Annotated in this window: 17 protein-coding genes; 9 read left to right on the top strand and 8 right to left on the bottom strand. The window is 69.3% G+C overall.

Features of this window, described 5'->3' with window-relative positions; genetic code table 11:
* Positions 1-478 precede the first annotated feature (478 nt).
* The 3 genes from H5399_RS02155 (at position 479) to H5399_RS02165 (ending at position 2,002) form a co-directional block, all read left to right on the top strand.
* Positions 479-1,123 (top strand): hypothetical protein, encoded by a 645-nt coding sequence (locus H5399_RS02155; protein WP_182781376.1) that lies wholly within the window; start codon positions 479-481, stop codon positions 1,121-1,123.
* Positions 1,123-1,404, top strand: a complete 282-nt coding sequence (locus H5399_RS02160; protein WP_182781377.1) for a hypothetical protein — start codon at positions 1,123-1,125, stop codon at positions 1,402-1,404. The genes H5399_RS02155 and H5399_RS02160 overlap by 1 nt, the downstream gene beginning before the upstream one ends.
* Before the next feature lie 232 nt (positions 1,405-1,636).
* Positions 1,637-2,002: an RNA-binding S4 domain-containing protein gene (locus H5399_RS02165; protein WP_182781378.1), complete on the top strand. Its 366-nt coding sequence runs from the start codon at positions 1,637-1,639 to the stop codon at positions 2,000-2,002.
* Between the two features lie 17 nt (positions 2,003-2,019).
* Here the strand turns inward: H5399_RS02165 and H5399_RS02170 are convergent, their stop codons facing one another.
* The gene (locus H5399_RS02170; RefSeq protein ID WP_182781379.1) at positions 2,020-3,495 is read right to left on the bottom strand and encodes an alpha/beta fold hydrolase; all 1,476 of its coding nucleotides are present in this window, start codon (positions 3,493-3,495) and stop codon (positions 2,020-2,022) included.
* 164 nt (positions 3,496-3,659) lie between these two features.
* Between H5399_RS02170 and H5399_RS18400 the strand changes: the two genes are divergently transcribed.
* Positions 3,660-4,811, top strand: coding sequence for a sensor histidine kinase (locus H5399_RS18400; protein WP_182781380.1), 1,152 nt, complete (start codon positions 3,660-3,662; stop codon positions 4,809-4,811).
* Entirely contained in the window at positions 4,808-5,470 is a 663-nt protein-coding gene (locus H5399_RS02180; RefSeq protein ID WP_182781381.1) for a response regulator transcription factor, read from the top strand. Before H5399_RS18400 ends, H5399_RS02180 begins: the two co-directional genes overlap by 4 nt.
* Positions 5,471-5,475: 5 nt before the next feature.
* Here H5399_RS02180 and H5399_RS02185 read toward each other — a convergent pair whose 3' ends face one another.
* Together H5399_RS02185 and H5399_RS02190 are read right to left on the bottom strand one after the other, a co-directional pair.
* Positions 5,476-7,248, bottom strand: a complete 1,773-nt coding sequence (locus H5399_RS02185) for a SulP family inorganic anion transporter (RefSeq protein WP_182781382.1) — start codon at positions 7,246-7,248, stop codon at positions 5,476-5,478.
* A 252-nt stretch (positions 7,249-7,500) separates the two neighbouring features.
* A complete protein-coding gene (locus tag H5399_RS02190) occupies positions 7,501-9,264 on the bottom strand; it encodes a DNA integrity scanning protein DisA nucleotide-binding domain protein (protein ID WP_220490714.1) in 1,764 nt (587 codons plus the stop codon).
* A 76-nt stretch (positions 9,265-9,340) separates the two neighbouring features.
* Here H5399_RS02190 and H5399_RS02195 point away from each other — a divergent pair, with 76 nt between their 5' ends.
* From H5399_RS02195 to H5399_RS02205, 3 genes are all read left to right on the top strand, one after another.
* Positions 9,341-9,574, top strand: a complete 234-nt coding sequence (locus tag H5399_RS02195) for a hypothetical protein (RefSeq protein ID WP_182781383.1) — start codon at positions 9,341-9,343, stop codon at positions 9,572-9,574.
* A gap of 31 nt (positions 9,575-9,605) precedes the next feature.
* Positions 9,606-10,268, top strand: a complete 663-nt coding sequence (locus H5399_RS02200) for a PIG-L deacetylase family protein (protein WP_182781384.1) — start codon at positions 9,606-9,608, stop codon at positions 10,266-10,268.
* A gap of 99 nt (positions 10,269-10,367) precedes the next feature.
* Positions 10,368-11,126: a DUF2202 domain-containing protein gene (locus H5399_RS02205; protein WP_182781385.1), complete on the top strand. Its 759-nt coding sequence runs from the start codon at positions 10,368-10,370 to the stop codon at positions 11,124-11,126.
* A gap of 234 nt (positions 11,127-11,360) precedes the next feature.
* Here the strand turns inward: H5399_RS02205 and H5399_RS02210 are convergent, their stop codons facing one another.
* Positions 11,361-12,440 carry a HAMP domain-containing sensor histidine kinase gene (locus H5399_RS02210; protein WP_182781386.1) on the bottom strand — a complete coding sequence of 360 codons (1,080 nt, stop codon included), beginning with the start codon at positions 12,438-12,440 and terminating at the stop codon, positions 11,361-11,363.
* Positions 12,437-13,132 carry a response regulator transcription factor gene (locus H5399_RS02215; RefSeq protein WP_182781387.1) on the bottom strand — a complete coding sequence of 232 codons (696 nt, stop codon included), beginning with the start codon at positions 13,130-13,132 and terminating at the stop codon, positions 12,437-12,439. Before H5399_RS02215 ends, H5399_RS02210 begins: the two co-directional genes overlap by 4 nt.
* A gap of 382 nt (positions 13,133-13,514) precedes the next feature.
* Here H5399_RS02215 and H5399_RS02220 point away from each other — a divergent pair, with 382 nt between their 5' ends.
* Positions 13,515-14,489, top strand: coding sequence for a sugar-binding transcriptional regulator (locus H5399_RS02220; RefSeq protein ID WP_220489060.1), 975 nt, complete (start codon positions 13,515-13,517; stop codon positions 14,487-14,489).
* A 34-nt stretch (positions 14,490-14,523) separates the two neighbouring features.
* Here H5399_RS02220 and H5399_RS02225 read toward each other — a convergent pair whose 3' ends face one another.
* The 3 genes from H5399_RS02225 to H5399_RS02235 are packed head-to-tail and all read right to left on the bottom strand — an operon-like array spanning position 14,524 to position 18,091.
* Positions 14,524-15,735, bottom strand: coding sequence for an ABC transporter permease (locus H5399_RS02225; RefSeq protein ID WP_182781388.1), 1,212 nt, complete (start codon positions 15,733-15,735; stop codon positions 14,524-14,526).
* On the bottom strand, positions 15,732-16,616 hold the full coding sequence (locus tag H5399_RS02230; protein ID WP_182781389.1) for an ABC transporter ATP-binding protein: 885 nt from the start codon (positions 16,614-16,616) through the stop codon (positions 15,732-15,734). Before H5399_RS02230 ends, H5399_RS02225 begins: the two co-directional genes overlap by 4 nt.
* A 59-nt stretch (positions 16,617-16,675) precedes the next feature.
* A complete protein-coding gene (locus tag H5399_RS02235; protein ID WP_182781390.1) occupies positions 16,676-18,091 on the bottom strand; it encodes a phosphoglucomutase/phosphomannomutase family protein in 1,416 nt (471 codons plus the stop codon).
* Positions 18,092-18,221 lie beyond the last annotated feature (130 nt).

An 18,221-nucleotide genomic window follows, 5' to 3' on the forward strand; every position in this document is an offset into this window, starting at 1 on the left:
CAGGCTATCGGGGGGCTTGGGGGCATCTCTAGGTTGCGGCTCCCTCGACACCTGTCGAGACGCGCTCTAGTTTGAATGAGATCCCGGTCTCTAGTTTGAAAATACGAGTTGATGGTGGCGACTCGTTCAATGTAGGGCGGGCGAGTCCGGTCGTATTGAGATCCCGCCTCGTGCTCGAGGGATGTCTTCATCGACCTCGGGGCTCATCGGATCGGGGGTCTTGAGCCCCTTGTCTATCCACTGGCCACAGATCGCGCAGTGAGTCTCCTCGGCGAGTACGCGCGCGGATGGAGCGTCGTCGCGATCCGTTGGCCTTGAGTCTCTGTCTCGTCCTGCCCCCGTCGCGAGTGACTGTGGACCGGGCGGGAACTGCGCCACTCAGGGTGAATGAGCGTTTGGCGGGGATTCGATGCCCGATGGGTACCGCCACCGCATCCGGTGGCTAGCGTCATTGCCAGGTACAGCGACAGGAGTCGAGATGCGCACCCAGAAGATGTTGATGGCGGCCGTCCTGGCCGCATCCCTGGTCGGGATGTCTACTGGGCCAGTGATGGCCGACGAGGACGGCAAGGACGAGGGGGCCACGGTCCTCCAGTCGGAGTTGCCGCCTAGCGAACGGAGTTTGTTGGAGAGGGCCGGGGTGCGGGGGGCGGAGGTCAATATCCAGCCCCTCGGCGAGTACACACTGGTTTCCGATGGGCAGAACTGGACAATCACAGAGAGCGGGAGTGGCAGCGCCGCATCTCCGATGAATATCGAATTTGGTGTAGGCATCTGCAAGGGGGGGTTTTTCCTGCCCAAGAAGGTGAACTCCAATGTCGAGTGGGGTGCATGGAATGACTGCAATGTCTACGGCTCTGCCTCGACCTATGTGCATTCAATCTCGGCGCAACTCTGGATGCAGACGGGAGCGTTTGCGTTCCAGAAGACCAAGCAGGAAACCGCTATGGGCCCGTTGGAATCTGTCTCGAGCAAGGTTGTGACGGCGCATCGAGTCAAGAAGTGTGACACCACCTACACCAAGGAATTTCAGATCCAGGCAGAGGTGCCCTTGAAGAGGGAAAAGATGGGCGTGGTCAAGAGTGACAACGTCAAGCTTGCCTGCAACTTCAAGGTGAGCTGATGACGCAACCCTTCCCCCCTTTTGGGAGGCATCGCGCGCCGTCTCCGGAGACCCTGCTCGCCATGCAGTCTGCGGCCCGCCGATTGAACGAGCACTTGGATGCTGCTGGTGGGGCCTATGCGGAGTTGCAGGAGCTAGCTCGAAGTGAGGATATGTCGCCGAGCATTGGCAACGACCTGGGGCTTGACTGGGGCTTCATGGAGTCGGTGATCCAGGGACTCACGCTCGAAGAGGCGACGGTTCATCACCACCTTCAATCCCGCGAGGGCGAGGCGCGGTAGTGGCGGTCTTGCTGCGGCCCCTCGGAGGCCACAGCCGGGGTGCGGTTACGGGGCCCTAGAATGCTAACGAGCCGAGAAGCTCCCGACCCTGGCCCGTCTATTAAAGTAGCTGCGGCTCGTGGTAAACGGACACCTGCCACCAACCGCGCGTTCTTCACTTGAATTACACGCGCGTAGTTTTCCCCAGCTGTGGATAACGCTGTGGGCAACCTGGTCCGCGTAGGATCGGGCCATGGCTCGACTCGACTCCTGGCTGTGGGCGGTGCGGATGTACAAGACGCGCTCGTCCGCCACGGCCGCGGTGCGCGGCGGGCACGTCCGGGTCGACGACAAGCTCGCCAAGCCGTCGCAGCACGTCGTGCCCGGGCAGGTGATCAGGGTGCGTCGCGAGCAGGAGGAGAAGCTGATCCAGGTGGTGGACCCGAACCTGGAGAAGCGGGTCGGTGCGCCGATCGCCCAGGCCGCCTACCTCGACCGGACACCCGAGAAGCCGCCGCCGATCCCGGAGATGGTGGGCCGGGTGGCGGTCCGCGATCGCGGCGCGGGCAGACCCACCAAGCGGGAGCGCCGCGACCTTGACCGGCTACGGGATCGCTGACCTCGCAGCAGATCGCGTCACGCCGGGCGCACGTCCTCCAGCAGAATCCGATGCAGCTCGTCGGCCTGCTCGAAGGCCACCGAGTGGCCGGCGTCGGGCAGGCTGTACCAGCGCTTCTCCGGCGCCTCCAGCAGATCGAACCATTCCTTCGCCGGCCCCACGCGGGCGGCCAGCTCGTGCTCACCGACCAGCAGGTAGACCGGCACCTCCAGGCGGGGTGCGTCGCGGCGCAGGTCGAGGTCCTGGAGCTGGGGATACATGACGGCGAACATGTCCATCACGCCGCGCATCACGCTGAGCTTCTCGAGCGGCCCGTATTCCTGGCCGAGGACCCCCCACGGGCCGACGCCGCTGGCCTCCCCGCGCTGCCGGTAGGCCTCCGGTGGGATGTATCCCTCCTCTAGTAGGGGGTAGTGCGCCATGATCATCGCGTAGTCGAAGACGTCGCCGTACGGGGGAGGGCCCATCGCGGCCAGGTCGGCCACCAGCGTGCCGTCGCCGTTGCCCAGGGCCGTGGTCACCAGGTCGCGGTAGATGCCCTCGTCGGTCTCGAGCGGGTCCACCATCTGCCCGCTGGCGAGGTAGGCGTGGAACAGCTCCGGCGCGGTGCGCACGGCCAGCACCCCGAGCAGCGTCCCCCACGACTCGCCGAGCACGTAGATCCGCTCCTCGCCGTAGCGATCCGCCAGCCAGCGCGACAACTCAACGGTGTCGGCCACCGCCTGCTCGAGCGTGAGCGTGGCTGCGTCGAGGCTGGGATAGGACTTGCCGGTCCCGCGCTGGTCCCACCCCACCACGAGGAAGTCCTGGGTGAGCGGCTCCAGCAGCACCCGAGAGTAGGGAAGGTCGCTCTGACCGGGGCCGCCACTCAGGTAGAGCAGCACCGGCAGGTCCGGATTCGCCCCGCGCACCTGGATCCATTGCTCGTGACCGCCCAGCTCCACCTGCACCAGCTCTGAGACCGCGCCGTCGACTGGGACGCCGTCGGGTCCCCGGAGCGCCGGCGAGGTCGGGGGCAGCAACAGCGAGAGCGCCAGCAGCGCGACGAGGCCAGTCGCGAGCGCCAACACCACCGGGCGCCGTGCCCCGGCGTCGCGACGGCTTCCCCACGCCGCGCCGACGAGGAGAGCCAGCCCGGCCAGGCCCCAGGCCGCGACCCGGCCGAGGGCGAAGGCGATGGGTCCGAACGCGGTGCCCAGGTCCAGGGGCCCGGTGGTCGCCAGCCCCGCGCCGGCCCGGGCGACCTCGAAGGCCAGGATCCAGGCCACCGGAGCCAGGGGCAGGACCCAGCGGGTGCGGGCCAGCGCGCCGGCGAGCAGGCCGACGGCGAGCGCGGCGGCCATCAGTGCGATCCCGCCTGCCGCCGTCACCGGCCCGACGGGTTGGATGAGCCCCGCGATCGCGCCGCCTCCCGCGGCGGTCAGGTGCGCCAGCGCCAGGCGAACCCAGCGGGACGAGTGGAGTGGAGCGGTCAGTGCATCACTGTGTGTCATGGCATCAGCGTCGCCGACGCGGAGTGGGTGCCGCGTCGGGCGGAGGACCGGTCTCTGGCATCCTCCTGAGGGGGCACACCGGAAGACGATTTCGCTGGAGATGTAGGCGGAGATACATCTGTAGACCGTTGTCGGGGCCCTTCCAGTCGGGCTACGTTGCTGAGGTGAGCATCTGGGCGAGCCTCCGCCGAGTGGACCAGGCCCGACCCTGGGTCCTGGACACCGCCTTCGCGCTGGGCCTGCTCGCAGCCTCGCTGTTTGCCGCGGGCGCCACCACGGGGTCCATTCCACCGCTCCAGCTCGGGCTGACGGTGGCCACCTCCGCCCTCTACGCCGCCCGGCGGGCCGCCCCTCTCCCTGTCCTGCTGGGCTCCGGTGCACTGGTGGTTGCGATGATCGGGCTCGGCTTCGGCACGGCAGTCGTCGGGGCGGGGCTGTTCCTCGTCGCCTACACGGTCGCGGCGCACGGCTCGCGGGCCGCCACCGTCGTCGGGGCCGTCTTCGCGACGTGCCTGGTGGTGGTGGTCTCCGCCGCCTTCCCGGACCGGATGCCGTTCGGGGAGGCCGTGACCAACCTGGCACTGTTCGCCGGGTCATTCGTGCTCGGGCGGGCCATGCGGCTGCGGCGCGACGCCGCAGTGCTGGCCGCTGAGCGGGCGGAGCTCACGGTCAGGATCCAGCGCGAGGAGGCGAGAGCGTCGCTCACGGAGGAGCGGCTGCGGATCGCACGGGAGCTGCACGACGTGGTGGGGCATTCCCTCGGCGTGATCGCCCTGCAGGCGGGCGTGGGGGCGCGGGTCGTGGACTCTGATCCAGCCGAGGCGAAGGCTGCCCTGCTGGCCATCGCCGAGCGCAGCCGGGACTCGCTGCGCGAGGTCCGCCAGATTCTCGCCACCGTGCGGGAGCCCTTGGATGTCGCGGACCCGACTCCGGGTCTGACGGCCATCCCCGCGCTGGTCGCCTCACTGGCTGACGCGGGGCTGCGGGTCGATCTTGAGCAGAGCGGTGAGCCGTGGCCGATGCCGGCGTCGATGGAGACGGCCGTCTACCGCGTGCTGCAGGAGTCGCTGACCAACGTGGTCCGGCATGCCGGCACCGGTCGGGCAACCGTCCGGGTCGCGTTCGCCCCGGCGGAGCTCGTGCTGCGGATCATCGACGGCGGACGTGGCACCTCGGCGGGGGTCGGCCCGGCTTCCGGTCAGCTCGGAATGCGGGAGCGGGTCACGATGTGGGGAGGCAGCCTCGAGGCGGGACCACGCGACGAGGGTGGCTACGAGGTGGTGGCCAGATTGCCGCGACAGGAGGCCGACGCATGATCCGGGTTGTCATCGCAGACGACGAGGCCCTGGTCCGGAGCGGGTTGGCGCTACTGCTTCGCCACGAGCCTGGCTTCGAGGTCGCGGGTCTGGCCGGCGACGGGTTGGAGGCCGTCTCGCTGGTGCGCGAGCAATGCCCCGACGTGGTGCTGATGGACATCCGGATGCCGGGGATCGACGGGCTGGAAGCTACGCGGCGGATCGTCGGCGACCCGTCCACAGACGGCTGCAGGGTGCTCGTGCTGACCACTTTCGATCACGACGAGAACGTTTTCGCCGCGCTCCGGGCGGGGGCGAGCGGATTCCTGCCCAAGGACACCGAACCCGAGCGGCTGCTGGAGGCGCTACGCGTGGTTGCCTCGGGGGAGGCCTTGCTGGCGCCTCACGCCACCCGCCGCCTGATCGAGGAGTTCCGTCGCGGCGCGCCACCGATGGTCCCCGTCGGGCCGGCGCTTGACGCCCTCACGGACCGCGAGGCGGAGGTGCTGGCCGCGGTGGCGGCCGGACTGTCGAACGCGGAGATCGCGCAGAGGCTGGTGATCAGCTATGCCACGGCCAAGACCCACGTCAGCCGGCTGTTGACCAAGCTCGACGCCAGGGATCGCGCCCAGCTCGTGATCATCGCCTACGAGCACGGGTTGGTCCAGCCGGGCGGCTGAACCATTCAGGCGGGCGGCTCGGTGGGGCGGAGGATCTCCGGTGGCAACCCATCAGGTGTCTCTCCCAGCTCATCGCGGTGCCACCTTGCGTAGGCGCGCACCGCCGTCGGCAGCGTGGCGAAGATGCGGCCGTCGCCCACCTTGTCGACGAAGCCCGCGGCGGCCAACTGATCGTGGAGGTCCTGCTTGACCCTGGCCATGGTGAAGATGACGTCCCTGGCCGCGAGCCGCTCCCGGAGGAGTTCGAGGGTGTCGACGGCCGTGAGGTCCACCTCCACGTTGGCTTCGGCGTTGAGCAGGAACCACCGCACGGGCTGGGGCGCGCGGTCCACGGCCGCCTCGGCGCGGCTGAGGAAGTCGTCGGAGTTGGCGAAGAACAGCGGGGAGTCGTAGCGGTACACCACAAGCCCGGGTACCTGGGTGGCGTTGGGATAGTCGTCGATGTCGTGCATGCCCGCGACGCCTGGCGCGTAGCCGAGCACCCCATCGTGCGCGTGGGCCATCCGCCGGATGAGATCCAGCAGGGACAGCGCGATGGCGATTCCGATGCCGCCGAGCACCCCGAACACCACGACGGAGACCGTGGTCACGGCCGTCAGTGCGAGCTCGCTCCACCGGAACCTGGCGATCCGTCGGATCTCCGCGACATCCACCAGCCTGGTGGCGGCGTAGATCACCAGCGCGCCGAGGGCCGCCATCGGGAAAGTGGAGAGGACCGGACCGGCGAACAGCAGAGTGGCGACCACCGCGGCCAGTGCCACAAGCGAGTGAAGTTGCGTGCGTGACCCGACGGCGTCGCCCAACACCGTCCGCGACCCGCTGGACGAGACCGGGAACCCCTGCAGCAGGCCGGTCGCGACGTTGACGGCACCGAGGGCGAACAGTTCCTGTCCCGCATCGATGTTCTGGCGCCGCTTCGCCGCGAAGGCGCGGGCGGTGAGCACGTTGTCCGAGTAGCCCACCACGGCGATGCCCGCGGCATAGGGGAGGAGCGCGAGCAGCGACACGTCGGCGAGCCCGGGAAGTCTGGGCGCGGGCAGCCCGGACGGTACGTCGCCGACGATGTCGAGGCCGTAGCGCTCCAACCCGAAGAACGCGACCACCCCGGCCGCTGTCAGCAGCACGATGAGGGGGCTGGGGAGTTTCGGGGCCAACCACCTCGCCACGAACAGCAGCACGAGCACCACCGCGGCCATTGCCACCGTCGGGAGGTGGGCCTCCCCGAGGCGCGTCACGAACTCCCAGGTTGCGCCCAGCGTGGACTCGGCCTCGATCTCGAGCTTGGCCACCTTGCCGAACTGGCTGACGATCATCAGCACCGCGATCCCCACCATGTATCCGACGAGGACAGGCCGCGACAGTAGCGTCGCCAGGAACGACAACCGCGCGAGCCATCCCACCAGGCACACCAGGCCGACGGCGATCGCGAGCAGGGCAGCCACCTCCGCATACTGTTCGGGGCCGCCCGCCGCGGCCACCAGCGCACCGACGCCGGCCGCCGTCATGAGCGCCGTCGTCGATTCCGGGCCCACGGACATCTGCCGCGACGATCCCAGCGCGGCGTAGAGCAGCAGCGGAGCGAGGATGGCCCACAGGCCGACGACGGCGGGGAGGCCGGCGATGACGGCGTAGGCCATCACCTGGGGGATGAGGTAGGCGGCCACCGTCACGCCCGCGACAGTGTCGCCGCGCAGCCAGCGGCGCTCGTAGCGGCGCAGCACCGCGACCCCGGGGAGGTAGCGCTCCCAGGCTGCGGGCGTCGTCGTCGACGGGTCCATGGACCGAATCTAGTGTCCCGCGTCAGAGGTTTGCTGCGATTCCTCGCCCCAGCGGGCCTCGGTGTGTTCCGGGGTGGCCAGGGCCGCGAGCACGATCGGCTCGGCCAGTCTCCGGGTGGGGGGGTGGAGTTGAGCAAATGGCAAGGGTCGCGGTGGGTCGCGCGCTCAGGTCACGCGGGGCGGGTTCCGCGAACCCTGCCATTTGCTCAACTCACCCCCCGGAGGGGGGGAGCCGGTGTCATGGGCGCAGGGTCAGGACTCGGCGTCGGCGTCCTGGGCGCGGTCGACGAAGTAGGAGTCGTCCATCGCCGGGTCCGGGGCGATGGGGACGTACTGACGACGTACCCGCGCCTGGTCCCACTGCCGGCCCTCAACCTCTTCCCGGGCGGCGTTGACGGCGTCGCACTGCTCCTGGTTGAGGTAGAACTCGATGGCCTCCACCGCCTTGTCAGCGCGCAGGAACCGGTCCCCGTCCTCGCCGTCGGAGGCCGCGGCGACGAGCCGGTCGACGGCGCGCTGAACCGTGGCTCGGCGGACCCGCCGTTTGGTCTTGGGCAGCAGGTCGATCTTGCCGTCCTCGGACACGATGATCACCATGGCGCCCCTGCCCGCGCCCGCGAGGTAGCGGATGGCGGAGCTGAACCGGGAGCCGCGCGACGGGTCCCCGGTGCCGGTGGCCAGCCCGTCGAGGATCACGCCGACGGCGTGGCACTTGCCGTCCGGAGAGACCAGGACGGCGCCGTCGATGCCGGTGGCCGCCGACAGGGCCTCGGGGCCCAGCCGGCTGGGGGTGATGGCGTAGGCCTGGGGCAGGAGCCGCTGGGCCTCTGATTCCGCCTCGGGGTGGACCACGAGCATGGTGCCGTGCGGCTGCTGCAGCGCCGCCCGCGCGATCTGCCACAGGTATCGGGCGTTGCGGGCGGAGACCTCGGGGAACACGCGGTCCACGGTGACGGAGAACTCGTCCTCGTCCAGGAGCTCGCGCGGCATCGCGGCCACGCCGTTGTCTACCCGCAGGAACGGGACGTCGCCGTCCCACAGCTCCCAGGAGCCGTTACCGGAGATCCGCGCCACGAAGGTGTGCTCGCGGGAGGCGCCCTGCTCCAGCTTGCCGAGGCCGTAGACCTCGCGGCCGTCGCACAGCAGGTGCAGGTCTCCGGCGGACAGCTCCAGTACCTTGCGCAGCGATTGGGCCCTGCCGATGGGCACCGGGTGCTCGAGCGACATCACCGTCGTGATTCCCTCCCCACCGCGCGACGCCAGGAGGAGCGACCCCTTGCCCGCGCGCCCCTCGTAGGGCTGCGCGGAGACGGCGTCGAACGCCTGGAGGGCCCCGAAGGCCAACTCCTGGCCGGTCCTCGCAACGACGGCGGAGACGAACAGGTCCGCGGCGGAGCGCAGCACGAACTCCGGGTCGATCCGCACCAGGGAGCCGGGGATCTGCCGGTCCAGCTCGCGGGAGGCCACGTCGAGGACGCTGTTGATCACCGCCTCCTGGAACGAGCGGGCGGTGAGGAAGTCGTCTCCGGCATCGTCGGGCAGCTGGGGCAGCTCCTTCCACTGGTCCTCCTGCAGCGCGAGGACGGGGAACACGGTGTGCTCGCCGATCGTCACGCCCACGCCCACGAAGTGGATGCGCCCGCCGGCCCTGGCGGCGGCATCCAGCTTGTCCGCGACGGCGCGCCTCCTCGTGCGCGCCTCGAGCGCGGCCAGATAGGTGGGGGAGTTCTCCGCGGCGTCGTCGTCGCGGAGGAGCTTGTTGAACCGTCTGGTGCCGAGGTGGGTGGACTGGGCGACGATGGCGCGGTCGAAGTGGCCGCGCGCGGGCTCCACGACCACCCCGGAGTCCCGGTCCAGGGGGATACCGACGACGAAGGCGCGGGCGTCGAGGCCCGTACCGGCCGCGTCGAGGACATCGTTGGCCACCTGTTCCAGGGAGCGCCGGTAGGTGGCCTGGCCCTCCCACAGCTCTGCGTTCACGTTGGGATCGTCCCACGTCCACTCATCGATGAACAATGCACGCCCCTTCCCTCTCGTCCCACCCCAACGTACCTGCGGGGGCGGGCGTACGCTGGGGTGCAGGAGGCTTGCAATGAAGCATGCGACGAAGAAGTGGGAGAAGTTGCCGCCCTGGCTGCGCACTGTGCTGGCGTTGGGAGGGATGGCTGACGCGGCGCTGCGGGTGTACGCATTGGTAGATGTGGCTAGGCGCCCTGAGGGTGAGATCAACGGCTCGAAGGCGGTGTGGGTGCCTGCTCTGGCGGTGGTGAGTTCCATGGGCCTGCTGCCGTGCGCCTACCTTCGCTGGGGCCGTCGAACCAGCTGAGACGATACCCTAGGGGGTATAGCATGGGGGAATGGAGACCCAACTGCCCCCGTGGAAGCGCGTCCTCGTCGTGGTGGCGCACCCAGACGACGAGTCCTTCGGCCTGGGAGGAGTGATCAGCCGCCTCGTCGACGACGGGGCCGAGGTCAGCGTTCTCTGCCTGACCGCCGGTGAGGCGTCAACCCTGGGCGCCGCGCCCCACCTGGCCCGCACACGCGCGCTCGAACTCGAGGCCGCGGCCGAGATGCTCGGATGCCGGAGCACCGCCCTGCTCGACCATCCCGACGGAGGGCTGGCCGGCCGCGAGGCGGAGTTGATCGCCGACATCGACCTCGCCCTCGGCACCACGAACCCCGACGGCCTGCTGGTCTTCGGCGTCGAGGGTGGTGTGACGGGACATCCGGACCATGAGGCGGCCAGCCGGGCCGCCCTTGCCGTGGCGGCCGGGCGCGGGCTGCCCGTCCTGGAGTGGGGGTTGCCTGCTTCCGTGGCGTCGACGTTGCGCGACGAGTTCGGGGGAGGGTTCACCGGGCACGACGATGCTGCTCTGCCCATCGTCGTGACCGTCGACCGCAGCAGGCAGGTGGCTGCCGCGCATCTCCATGTCACCCAGGCGGTGCCGGGCAGCGTGCTTTGGCGGCGGCTGGAGTTGTTGGGGGACCGCGAGCATCTCCGGCTCACCCCGCCCGCCTGACTTCACGAAAGCTTCACATTCCCATGGCGGGAGCTTCACGACGGCGAGGTGTTCTTGATACATCACCACACCAGTGATCATCCAAGTTAAGGAGTCATCATGAAGCGCACTGTTTCCCTCATCACCGCAGGGCTGGCCGTGGCCGCCCTCACCTTCGGCGGGGCCACCCTCGCCTCGGCCGACACTTCGCCCCCTGACGCCGACGAGAAGTCGTCCCTCGCGTTCAGCCGCGAGGAGGAGAAGATGGCCCACGACCTCTACACCGAGTTCGGGAAGCTGTACGACAGCGCCGTCTGGGACCGCATCGCCAACAGCGAGCAGCGCCACTTCGAGGCCATCGGGCGGCTGCTCGAGCAGTTCGACGTCGCTGACCCGACAGCGGGCGACGACGACGGCACCTATGACGACAAGCAACTCCAGAAGCTGTACGACGGATGGCTGGAGGACGGGGAGAAGTCCGAGGACGACGCTTTCAAGGCCGCCATCGAGCTGGAGAAGCGCGACATCGCCGACCTCGAGAAGCAGATCAAGGCCACCGACAACGACGACATCAAGGCCGTCTACGAGCGCCTGCTCGCCGGCTCCGAGAACCATCTCGCGGCGTTCACCGCCTGGGCCAACGGCGAACCGGTCACCGGTATGCAGCAGGGCCAGCGCATGCAGCAGGGTCAGGGCATGCAGGGTCAGCAGAACGAGGCGCGCCGTGCGGAGCGCAGCGCGGTCTGTGACGGCACCGGCATGGAAGACACCGACCGCGGCAACGCGGACGCCCCGCGTGACGGCTCGGGCGACCAGCTGCGAGACGGCACCGGCAACGAGGACGCCCCGCGTCGTGGCATGAACCGCGGCAACGCCTGATCAACTGAGGACGGCGCCACTCTTGGGGGTGGCGCCGTTGTCATGCCCGGACCGGTCGCGCCCCGGCCCCACCCGCTGGCTGCCTTGAAAGAACGCTCTTCCCTCACCACGGGGGCCGCCCCGGCCCCGGTCACTGAGGTGCCGCGAAGCGGCCTCGAAGCCTATAGAACGTGACCTTGTCAGCTCGCGTTCGTCGGGGATCGCGTCTCAGCCAGAGGGGCGCAAGCCCTCGCGTCAGCTTGGGGTGATCGGCAGGGTCAGGGTGAACGTGGCGCCGCGGCCCGGGCCCGCGGACGCCGCGACCAGGTCCCCGCCGTGGGCCCGCGCGATCTGCCGCGCGATCGTCAGGCCGATGCCCGATCCTCCGCCCCGCTGATCCCCCTGCCGGCGATCCACCCGGTAGAACCGCTCGAACACCTTCTCCAGGTCCTCGGCCGCCAGGCCCACCCCGTCGTCAGCGACGGTGACCGCCACCCGCCCGGAATCCGCGCGGCACCTCACCGCGACACTCCCGCCCCGCGACACCGCCCGCAGCGCGTTACCCACGAGGTTCGTCACCACCTGCCCGATGCGTTGAGCGTCGGCGTCGGCCCAGGCGGCCTCGGAGTCGACTGTGAGGCTGACGCCCGCGTCGACCGCCTGAGGGCGCAGCCTCTCGGCGGCCTCGGCGGCAGTGGCCCCGACGTCGATCCGCTCCAGCCGCAGCGCCGTGCCCGCCTCCTGTGATTTCGACAGCGCCCCGAGATCGTCGGCCAGACGACGCATCCGCTCCACCTCGCGCCCAATGAGGCCGAGGTGCTCGGAATCTGTCGGAACCATTCCATCGGTCATCGCTTCGACGTACCCGCCCACGACGGTGAGGGGGGTGCGGAGCTCATGGGCGACGTCGCCGAGCAGTCTGACGCGCCGGGCTTCCGTGCTGGCCAGCGACTGGCCGAGCGTCTGAAGGTCGGAACCGAGGTCGCTGAGCTCCCGCTCGGACGCCTCCGGGACGGCGACGTCGTAGCGCCCAGCGGCCATCTGCCTAGCCGCCTCCTGCAGCTGGCGGATGGGGCGCATGAAGCGGCGGGCGACGAGGATCCCGAGCGTCGCGGCGACGAGAACCCCCGCGGCCGTGCCGATGAGCAACGCCAGGTCCATCGTCTCGACGATCTGCTGCCGGAAGCCCTGCCCCTGGCCGGCGTGGGGACCGCGCTGTTGCATGCGGTCGTACAGGGCCGGGGCCAGCGCCCGCGAGAGGAGGAACGTGACCAAAGCGCCGATCGCCACCACCGCGACATGGCTCAGCGCCAGCCGCACCGCCAGGCTCCTCACGGCTTCCCCGAAGGGGTCTTGAGAAACCGGTAGCCCACCCCTCGAACGGTCCCGATGACGACGGTGCCGTCGTCGCCGAGAGCCGCGCGGATGGTGCGGACGTGGACGTCGACGACCCGCTCGTCGCCGTAGAAGGCGTAGCCCCAGACCTGCTCGAGCAGCTGCGCGCGGGAGAAGACGCGGCCGGGTTTACGGGCGAGGGCGAGGAGGAGATCGAAGTCGAGGGCGCTGAGCGTCACGGGTTCGCCGTCGAGCGTGATCTCGCGGGCTGCCGGGTCCAGCGTGAGGCCCGGGAAGCGGAGGGTCTCGTCGGGTGCCTCGTCGGCGCCGCGCGGCCTGCGCATCATGGCGTGCACGCGGGCCACCACCTCGCGGGGGCTGAAGGGCTTGACGATGTAGTCGTCGGCTCCGAGGCTGAGGCTGACGATCTTGTCCACCTCTTCGGCCCGTGCGGTGACCACGATCACGTAGACCGACGAGTTGGCGCGGATCCTGCCGAGTACGTCCAGGCCTGAGAGGTCTGGGAGGCCGAGGTCGAGCAGCACCACGTCGGGGCGTTGCTCTCCGGCGAGCCGGACTGCCTCCTCGCCTGTGCCGGCAGTGAGGACCGCCATTCCTTCGGCCTCAAGATAGGTCCGGAGAAGGGTGCGGATCTCGGGTGCGTCGTCGACGACGAGAACGGTGGGTGCCACGGTGCCTCCTGGGTCACACAATACCCAGATGGGTATGGGGGGCGCGGAGTCGGGACCCCAGTGACGCCGGTCACGCTCAGCCCAGGTCGAGGTGACCGTCGCTACGGGCACGATTCCGCGGCCGGCAGGGTTCAGGGGAGTGGTGCGGTCGATTCCCTGACCACGAGATGCGGTCGGATCACCCGCCTTGCGCCCATTCGTCAGCACCTGTGCATAGTTATGCGGCACCAACTGGTCATTCATGAACGCCTATGTCAGGATGTGGGCTGCCGCGGGATAGCCAGCTCGCAGGCACCCGGCCAACCGTCCGACTATCTAGCCACTCCCGAACAGTCGTGCCGTCGCGTCGACGGCCCGCTGAGGACCGTGCTAGTTTCCGAGCGTGCCCATTCGCATTGCGCCCGAGCGACTCCCCCTCGTCGTCAAGGTCGCGCGCCTCTATCACGAGCACGGACTTCGTCAGCCGGAGATCGCCGCGCGGTTGAACATGTCCCAGTCGCGGGTGTCGCGGCTGCTCAAGGAAGGCGTCGAGGCGGGCATCGTGCGGACCATCGTCGTGGAGCCGCCGGGTATGTTCTCTGAGCTCGAGGACCAGGTGCGCGACGCCTACGGGCTGCGTGACGTCGTGGTGGCGGGAGGGCCGGACGAGGCCGGCGAATCAGACGCGGCCCTGCTCAGCGCCATCGGCAGTGCGGGCGCACGCTACCTCGAGTCCACCATGCTTCCGAGCGACCGCGTAGGGCTGTCATCCTGGTCCGCGTCGCTCCTGGCGGTGGTGGACGCCATGACCCCCCGCACCACCCGGACCGCCGAGCGCATCGTTCAGGTGATCGGCGGCGTCGGAGACCCCCGGGCCCAGGTGCAGGCCACCCGGCTGGCGGACCGTCTGGCGCAGGTCACAGGCGCGGAGGTCCACTACTTCAACGCCCCCGGTGTGGTTTCGAGCCCCGAGGTGCGGGCGTCGTTGATGTCGGACCCCCAGATCGCGGCGATCCGCGACGAATGGACCGGGCTCACGATGGCGCTCGTGGGCATCGGGAGCGTCCGGCCGTCCGCGCTGCTCGTCTCCTCCGGTAACACGCTCCCAGAGGCCGATCTTGAGGCCCTCGCGCGGCTGGGCGCGGTCGGCGACGTCTGCCTTCGCTTCTTCGACGCGCACGGCGTGCACGTCGATACCGAACTGGTGGACCGCACCCTGGGGATCGACGAGGAAACGCTCAAGGCCATCCCGCGGCGCATCGGTGTGGCCGGCGGCGAGCGGAAGCATGCCGCGATCCGAGCCGCGCTCGTGGGCGGGTGGTGCGACGTTCTGATCACCGACTCGCGGACCGCTCGCGCGCTGCTTGCCGACGGCTGAGCGCGGCAGAGGGGCCGACTGACAGGTTGCCCACTCAGCCCCCGGCGGTCCACGCCTTCCGCCACGACAGGCGCCCCGTCGTGTGGAGGAGGGCGCGACGGTACAGTCTGGCCCCCGCCAGGATCGTGACCGCACAGAAGGCCAGGGTCAACAGCAACGCCACCGCGGGCTCCCACCAGGTGGTCTCGCCGGCCAGGATCCGCATCGGCATCAGGATGGTGGACATCACGGGGACGAACGAACCCGTCACCTGAGCCTGGCCGTCCAGGTTGATGCCCAGGACGAAGACGCCGACGAGGATCAGCGTCAGCGGCATCGAGGTGGCCTGCACGTCCTCGATCCTCGACGCCATCGACCCGGCTGCGGCCCAGATGCAGGCCAGCGCGAGGAAGCCGAACAGGAAGAACGGCAGGTACCAGGCCACCGCCTCGGCCAGCCCAGGAAGCTCGATGTTGAGGTCGATGAACTGCAGCCCGAGCAGCCCCACGCCCGCGATCAGCGCCAACTGCAGCAACGCCAAGGCCGTGCTTCCGAGCACCTTGCCCAGCAGCAGGTGCCGCACCGGAATGGCCGCGGCCAGGATCTCCACGATCCGCGACTGCTTCTCCTCCACCACGCTGGTGGCGATCGCCATCCCGAACATCAGCGACGACATGTAGAAAAGCACAGCGAAGATCAGGCCGACGATATAGACCACCAGCCCCTGATCCGTGTCACCGCTCAGGTCACGGGTGGCCAACTGGGTTCCGGCGAGCAGTTCATCGACCCCGACGCCCAGGCGTTGAGCGTTGTCCTCGAGCGCCGACGCGGACACGAGCTCGATGAGCCCCAGCTGCAGCAACCGACCCGACTGCCCGTCCGTCGCCAACGTCCAGACTCCGCCCTCTCTCACCAGCAGGGCCTCGGCGTCCCCGTCGCGCACCTGCTGTTCCCCCGCCGCGACATCGGTGACCCGGACGGCGTTGGCACGAGCCTCCGGATCGGCGGCCTGCATCCGCGCGTCGAGGCCGGCGACCAGGCGAGCCCCGTCGTCGTCGGTCACCGCGACCGTGTAGGTGGAGGCCCCGGCTGTGAGAAAGAACTGCACCACCATGAGGCCGACGATCAGGGCCAGGCTGAAGCCCGTCGAGAGCAGGAAGTTGCGGTCGCGGAGCTTGACGCTGATCTCTCGGGCCGTGACCAGGGCCCATGGATGCGTCCGCCTCCCCGTCTCGGCGTGCGCGGGGCGTGCGTCGGTCCTGTTCATACGGAGGCCACCTCCCTGTAGATCTCGCTCAGGCTGGGCACAACGCGCGCCAGCTCGCGCACTGGGCCCCGCCCGAGGGCGTCGACGAGCAACCGCTGCACCGCCTCGTCGCTCTCCGGCTCGACGACCACGCTCGTCGCCTCCGACGACACCACCCGCACGCCGCTGGCCGCATGCACCCAGCCGATGTCTCCCTGAAGCTCGAGCCGGTATCGCACCGGTGCCGTGCTTCGCAGCTCATCGACGGTGCCATCAGCCACGACACGCCCCTGGTGCAGCACGACCAACCTGTCGCACAGCCGCTCGACCAGCTCCAGTTGGTGGCTGCTGAAGAGCACCGGCACCCCGGTCGCGGTGTGCTCCCGCAGCAACGCCGCCATCTGGTCCACCGCAGTGGGGTCGAGGCCGGAGAACGGCTCGTCGAGGATCAGGGCTTGTGGGCCGCCCAGGACTGCGGCGATGATCTGGGCGCGCTGCTGGTTGCCGAGCGAGAGGGACTCCACCTTGTCCCGGGTCCGGTCACCCAGGCCGAAACGCACGAGGAGCTCCTCGGCGTGCTCCCGCGCCGCATCCGCCCTCATGCCGTGGAGGCGGCCGAGGTACACCAGCTGGCTCAGCACCGGTTGCTTCGGGTAGAGCCCGCGCTCCTCCGGCAGGTAGCCGAACCTCGCCCGGTCAGGCTGCCCCGCCGGGCGGCCGCGCCACAGCACCTCGCCGGCAGAGGGCTGCAGGACCCCCATGATCATCCGCATCGTGGTGGTCTTCCCTGCGCCGTTGCCACCGACGAACCCCACCATCTGCCCGGCGGGGACATCGAAGGAGACGTCGTCGACCGCGGTGAGCTGTCCGAACCGCCTGGTCAGGCCCCTGAGCTGCAGCATCCTCGTCACCCTCCTGCCTGTGCCGCCACAGTACCGGTCGTGCAGTGCAGCTCCTGGGCCTAACCAAGGCCCAGGAACTCCACCAGCTCGGCGATGGCGGCCTCAGCCTCTTCCAGGGTGGGCATCTCGGCGAAGACCCGCAGGACGGGCTCGGTGCCGGAGAACCGCACCACGAGCCAGCCTCCGTTGGAGAAGTAGACCTTGCAGCCGTCGAGGTAGCTGGTGTGGTCCACAGCAGGGGTGAACGGGGGAAGCTCCCGGCGGTCGAAGAGGGTGGCGATGAGCTCGGCGCGCCGCGCAGGGGTGAACGAGTACGCGTTCTCCACCATCTGGGCGTCGCCGTACCGGGCAACGACGTCGGCCCACAACGAACTGAGTTTCCGGTTGCTGGCGGCCAGCATCTCGACCAGGAGCGACCCGGCGTACACGCCGTCCTTTCCCGCGATGTGGCCCCTGACTGTGAGCCCTCCGGAGGACTCGCCGCCGATCACGGCATCCGTCTCGGCCATCTTCGAGCTGATGTGCTTGAAACCCACGGGCACCTCGTAGCATTCCTGGCCGTGGGCGGCCGCGACCCGGTCGAGCAGGTGAGTGGTGGCGATGTTGCGCACCACCGGTCCCGTCCAGCCCTTGCCGGTCAGCAGGTACTCGTACAGCAACACCATGATCTGGTTGGCAGACAGGTAGTTGCCCTCGTCGTCGATGATCCCCAGCCGGTCGGCATCGCCGTCGGTGGCGATGCCGAGATCGGCGCCCTTCTCGATGACCGCCTGACGCAGCTGGTGCAGCGTCTCGAGCTTTGGGGACGGCAGCCGCCCGCCGAACATCGTGTCGTGGCGGGAGTTGATCACGTCGACCTCGCACCGGGCGGTCATCAGGACGGTCTGCATGCAGGTCTGTGACACGCCGAACATCGGGTCGAGCACCACACTCAGATGACGGTGCCGGATGGTCTCGACGTCGAGCTGCTCGAGGATGGCGTCGATGTACCAGTTCATGGAGAACTGCACGGTCACCAACGGATGGGTGCGCACCTCGAAGTCCGGCACCGACCGCACGTCTGCAGGGGTCAGCGCGTTGATCTGCTCCTGGAGGGAGGCGGTGACCTCGACGTCCGCGTCACGACCCCCTTCGGCGAACACCTTGACGCCGTTGTAGACGGCCGGGTTATGGGAGGCGGTGATCGCCAACCCGTAGGCGCACCCCAAGTTGCGCACCGTCCACATGATCATGGGCGTGGGGGCGGGGCGGTCGATCACCGTGACCGGGATCCCGTTGGCCACCAGCACCTCCGTGACCCACCACGCCGCGTCGGAGGAGAGGAAACGTCGGTCGTAGCCGACGACGGTGCCGCGGCCGGCGACCCCCTCGGCGTTCATGCGGTCAGCGAGACCCTGGGCCAGCAGCCGGACGTTCTCCTTGGTGAAGCCGTCGGCGATGATTGCGCGCCAGCCACCGGTGCCGAATTCGATCATGCTCGCACGGTAGCCGAGCCGGCACCCGGCGAGGAGCATCGGGGCAGGACCATTGCGCGTTTGAGCAGTGCCCCTGAGCGCGGACCCGCCTCCTCGACGGCGCCGCCTCCGTGGGGCGGGCGGAAGCGCA

Source organism: Tessaracoccus sp. MC1627, assembly GCF_014164725.1.
Lineage (GTDB): Bacteria > Actinomycetota > Actinomycetes > Propionibacteriales > Propionibacteriaceae > Arachnia.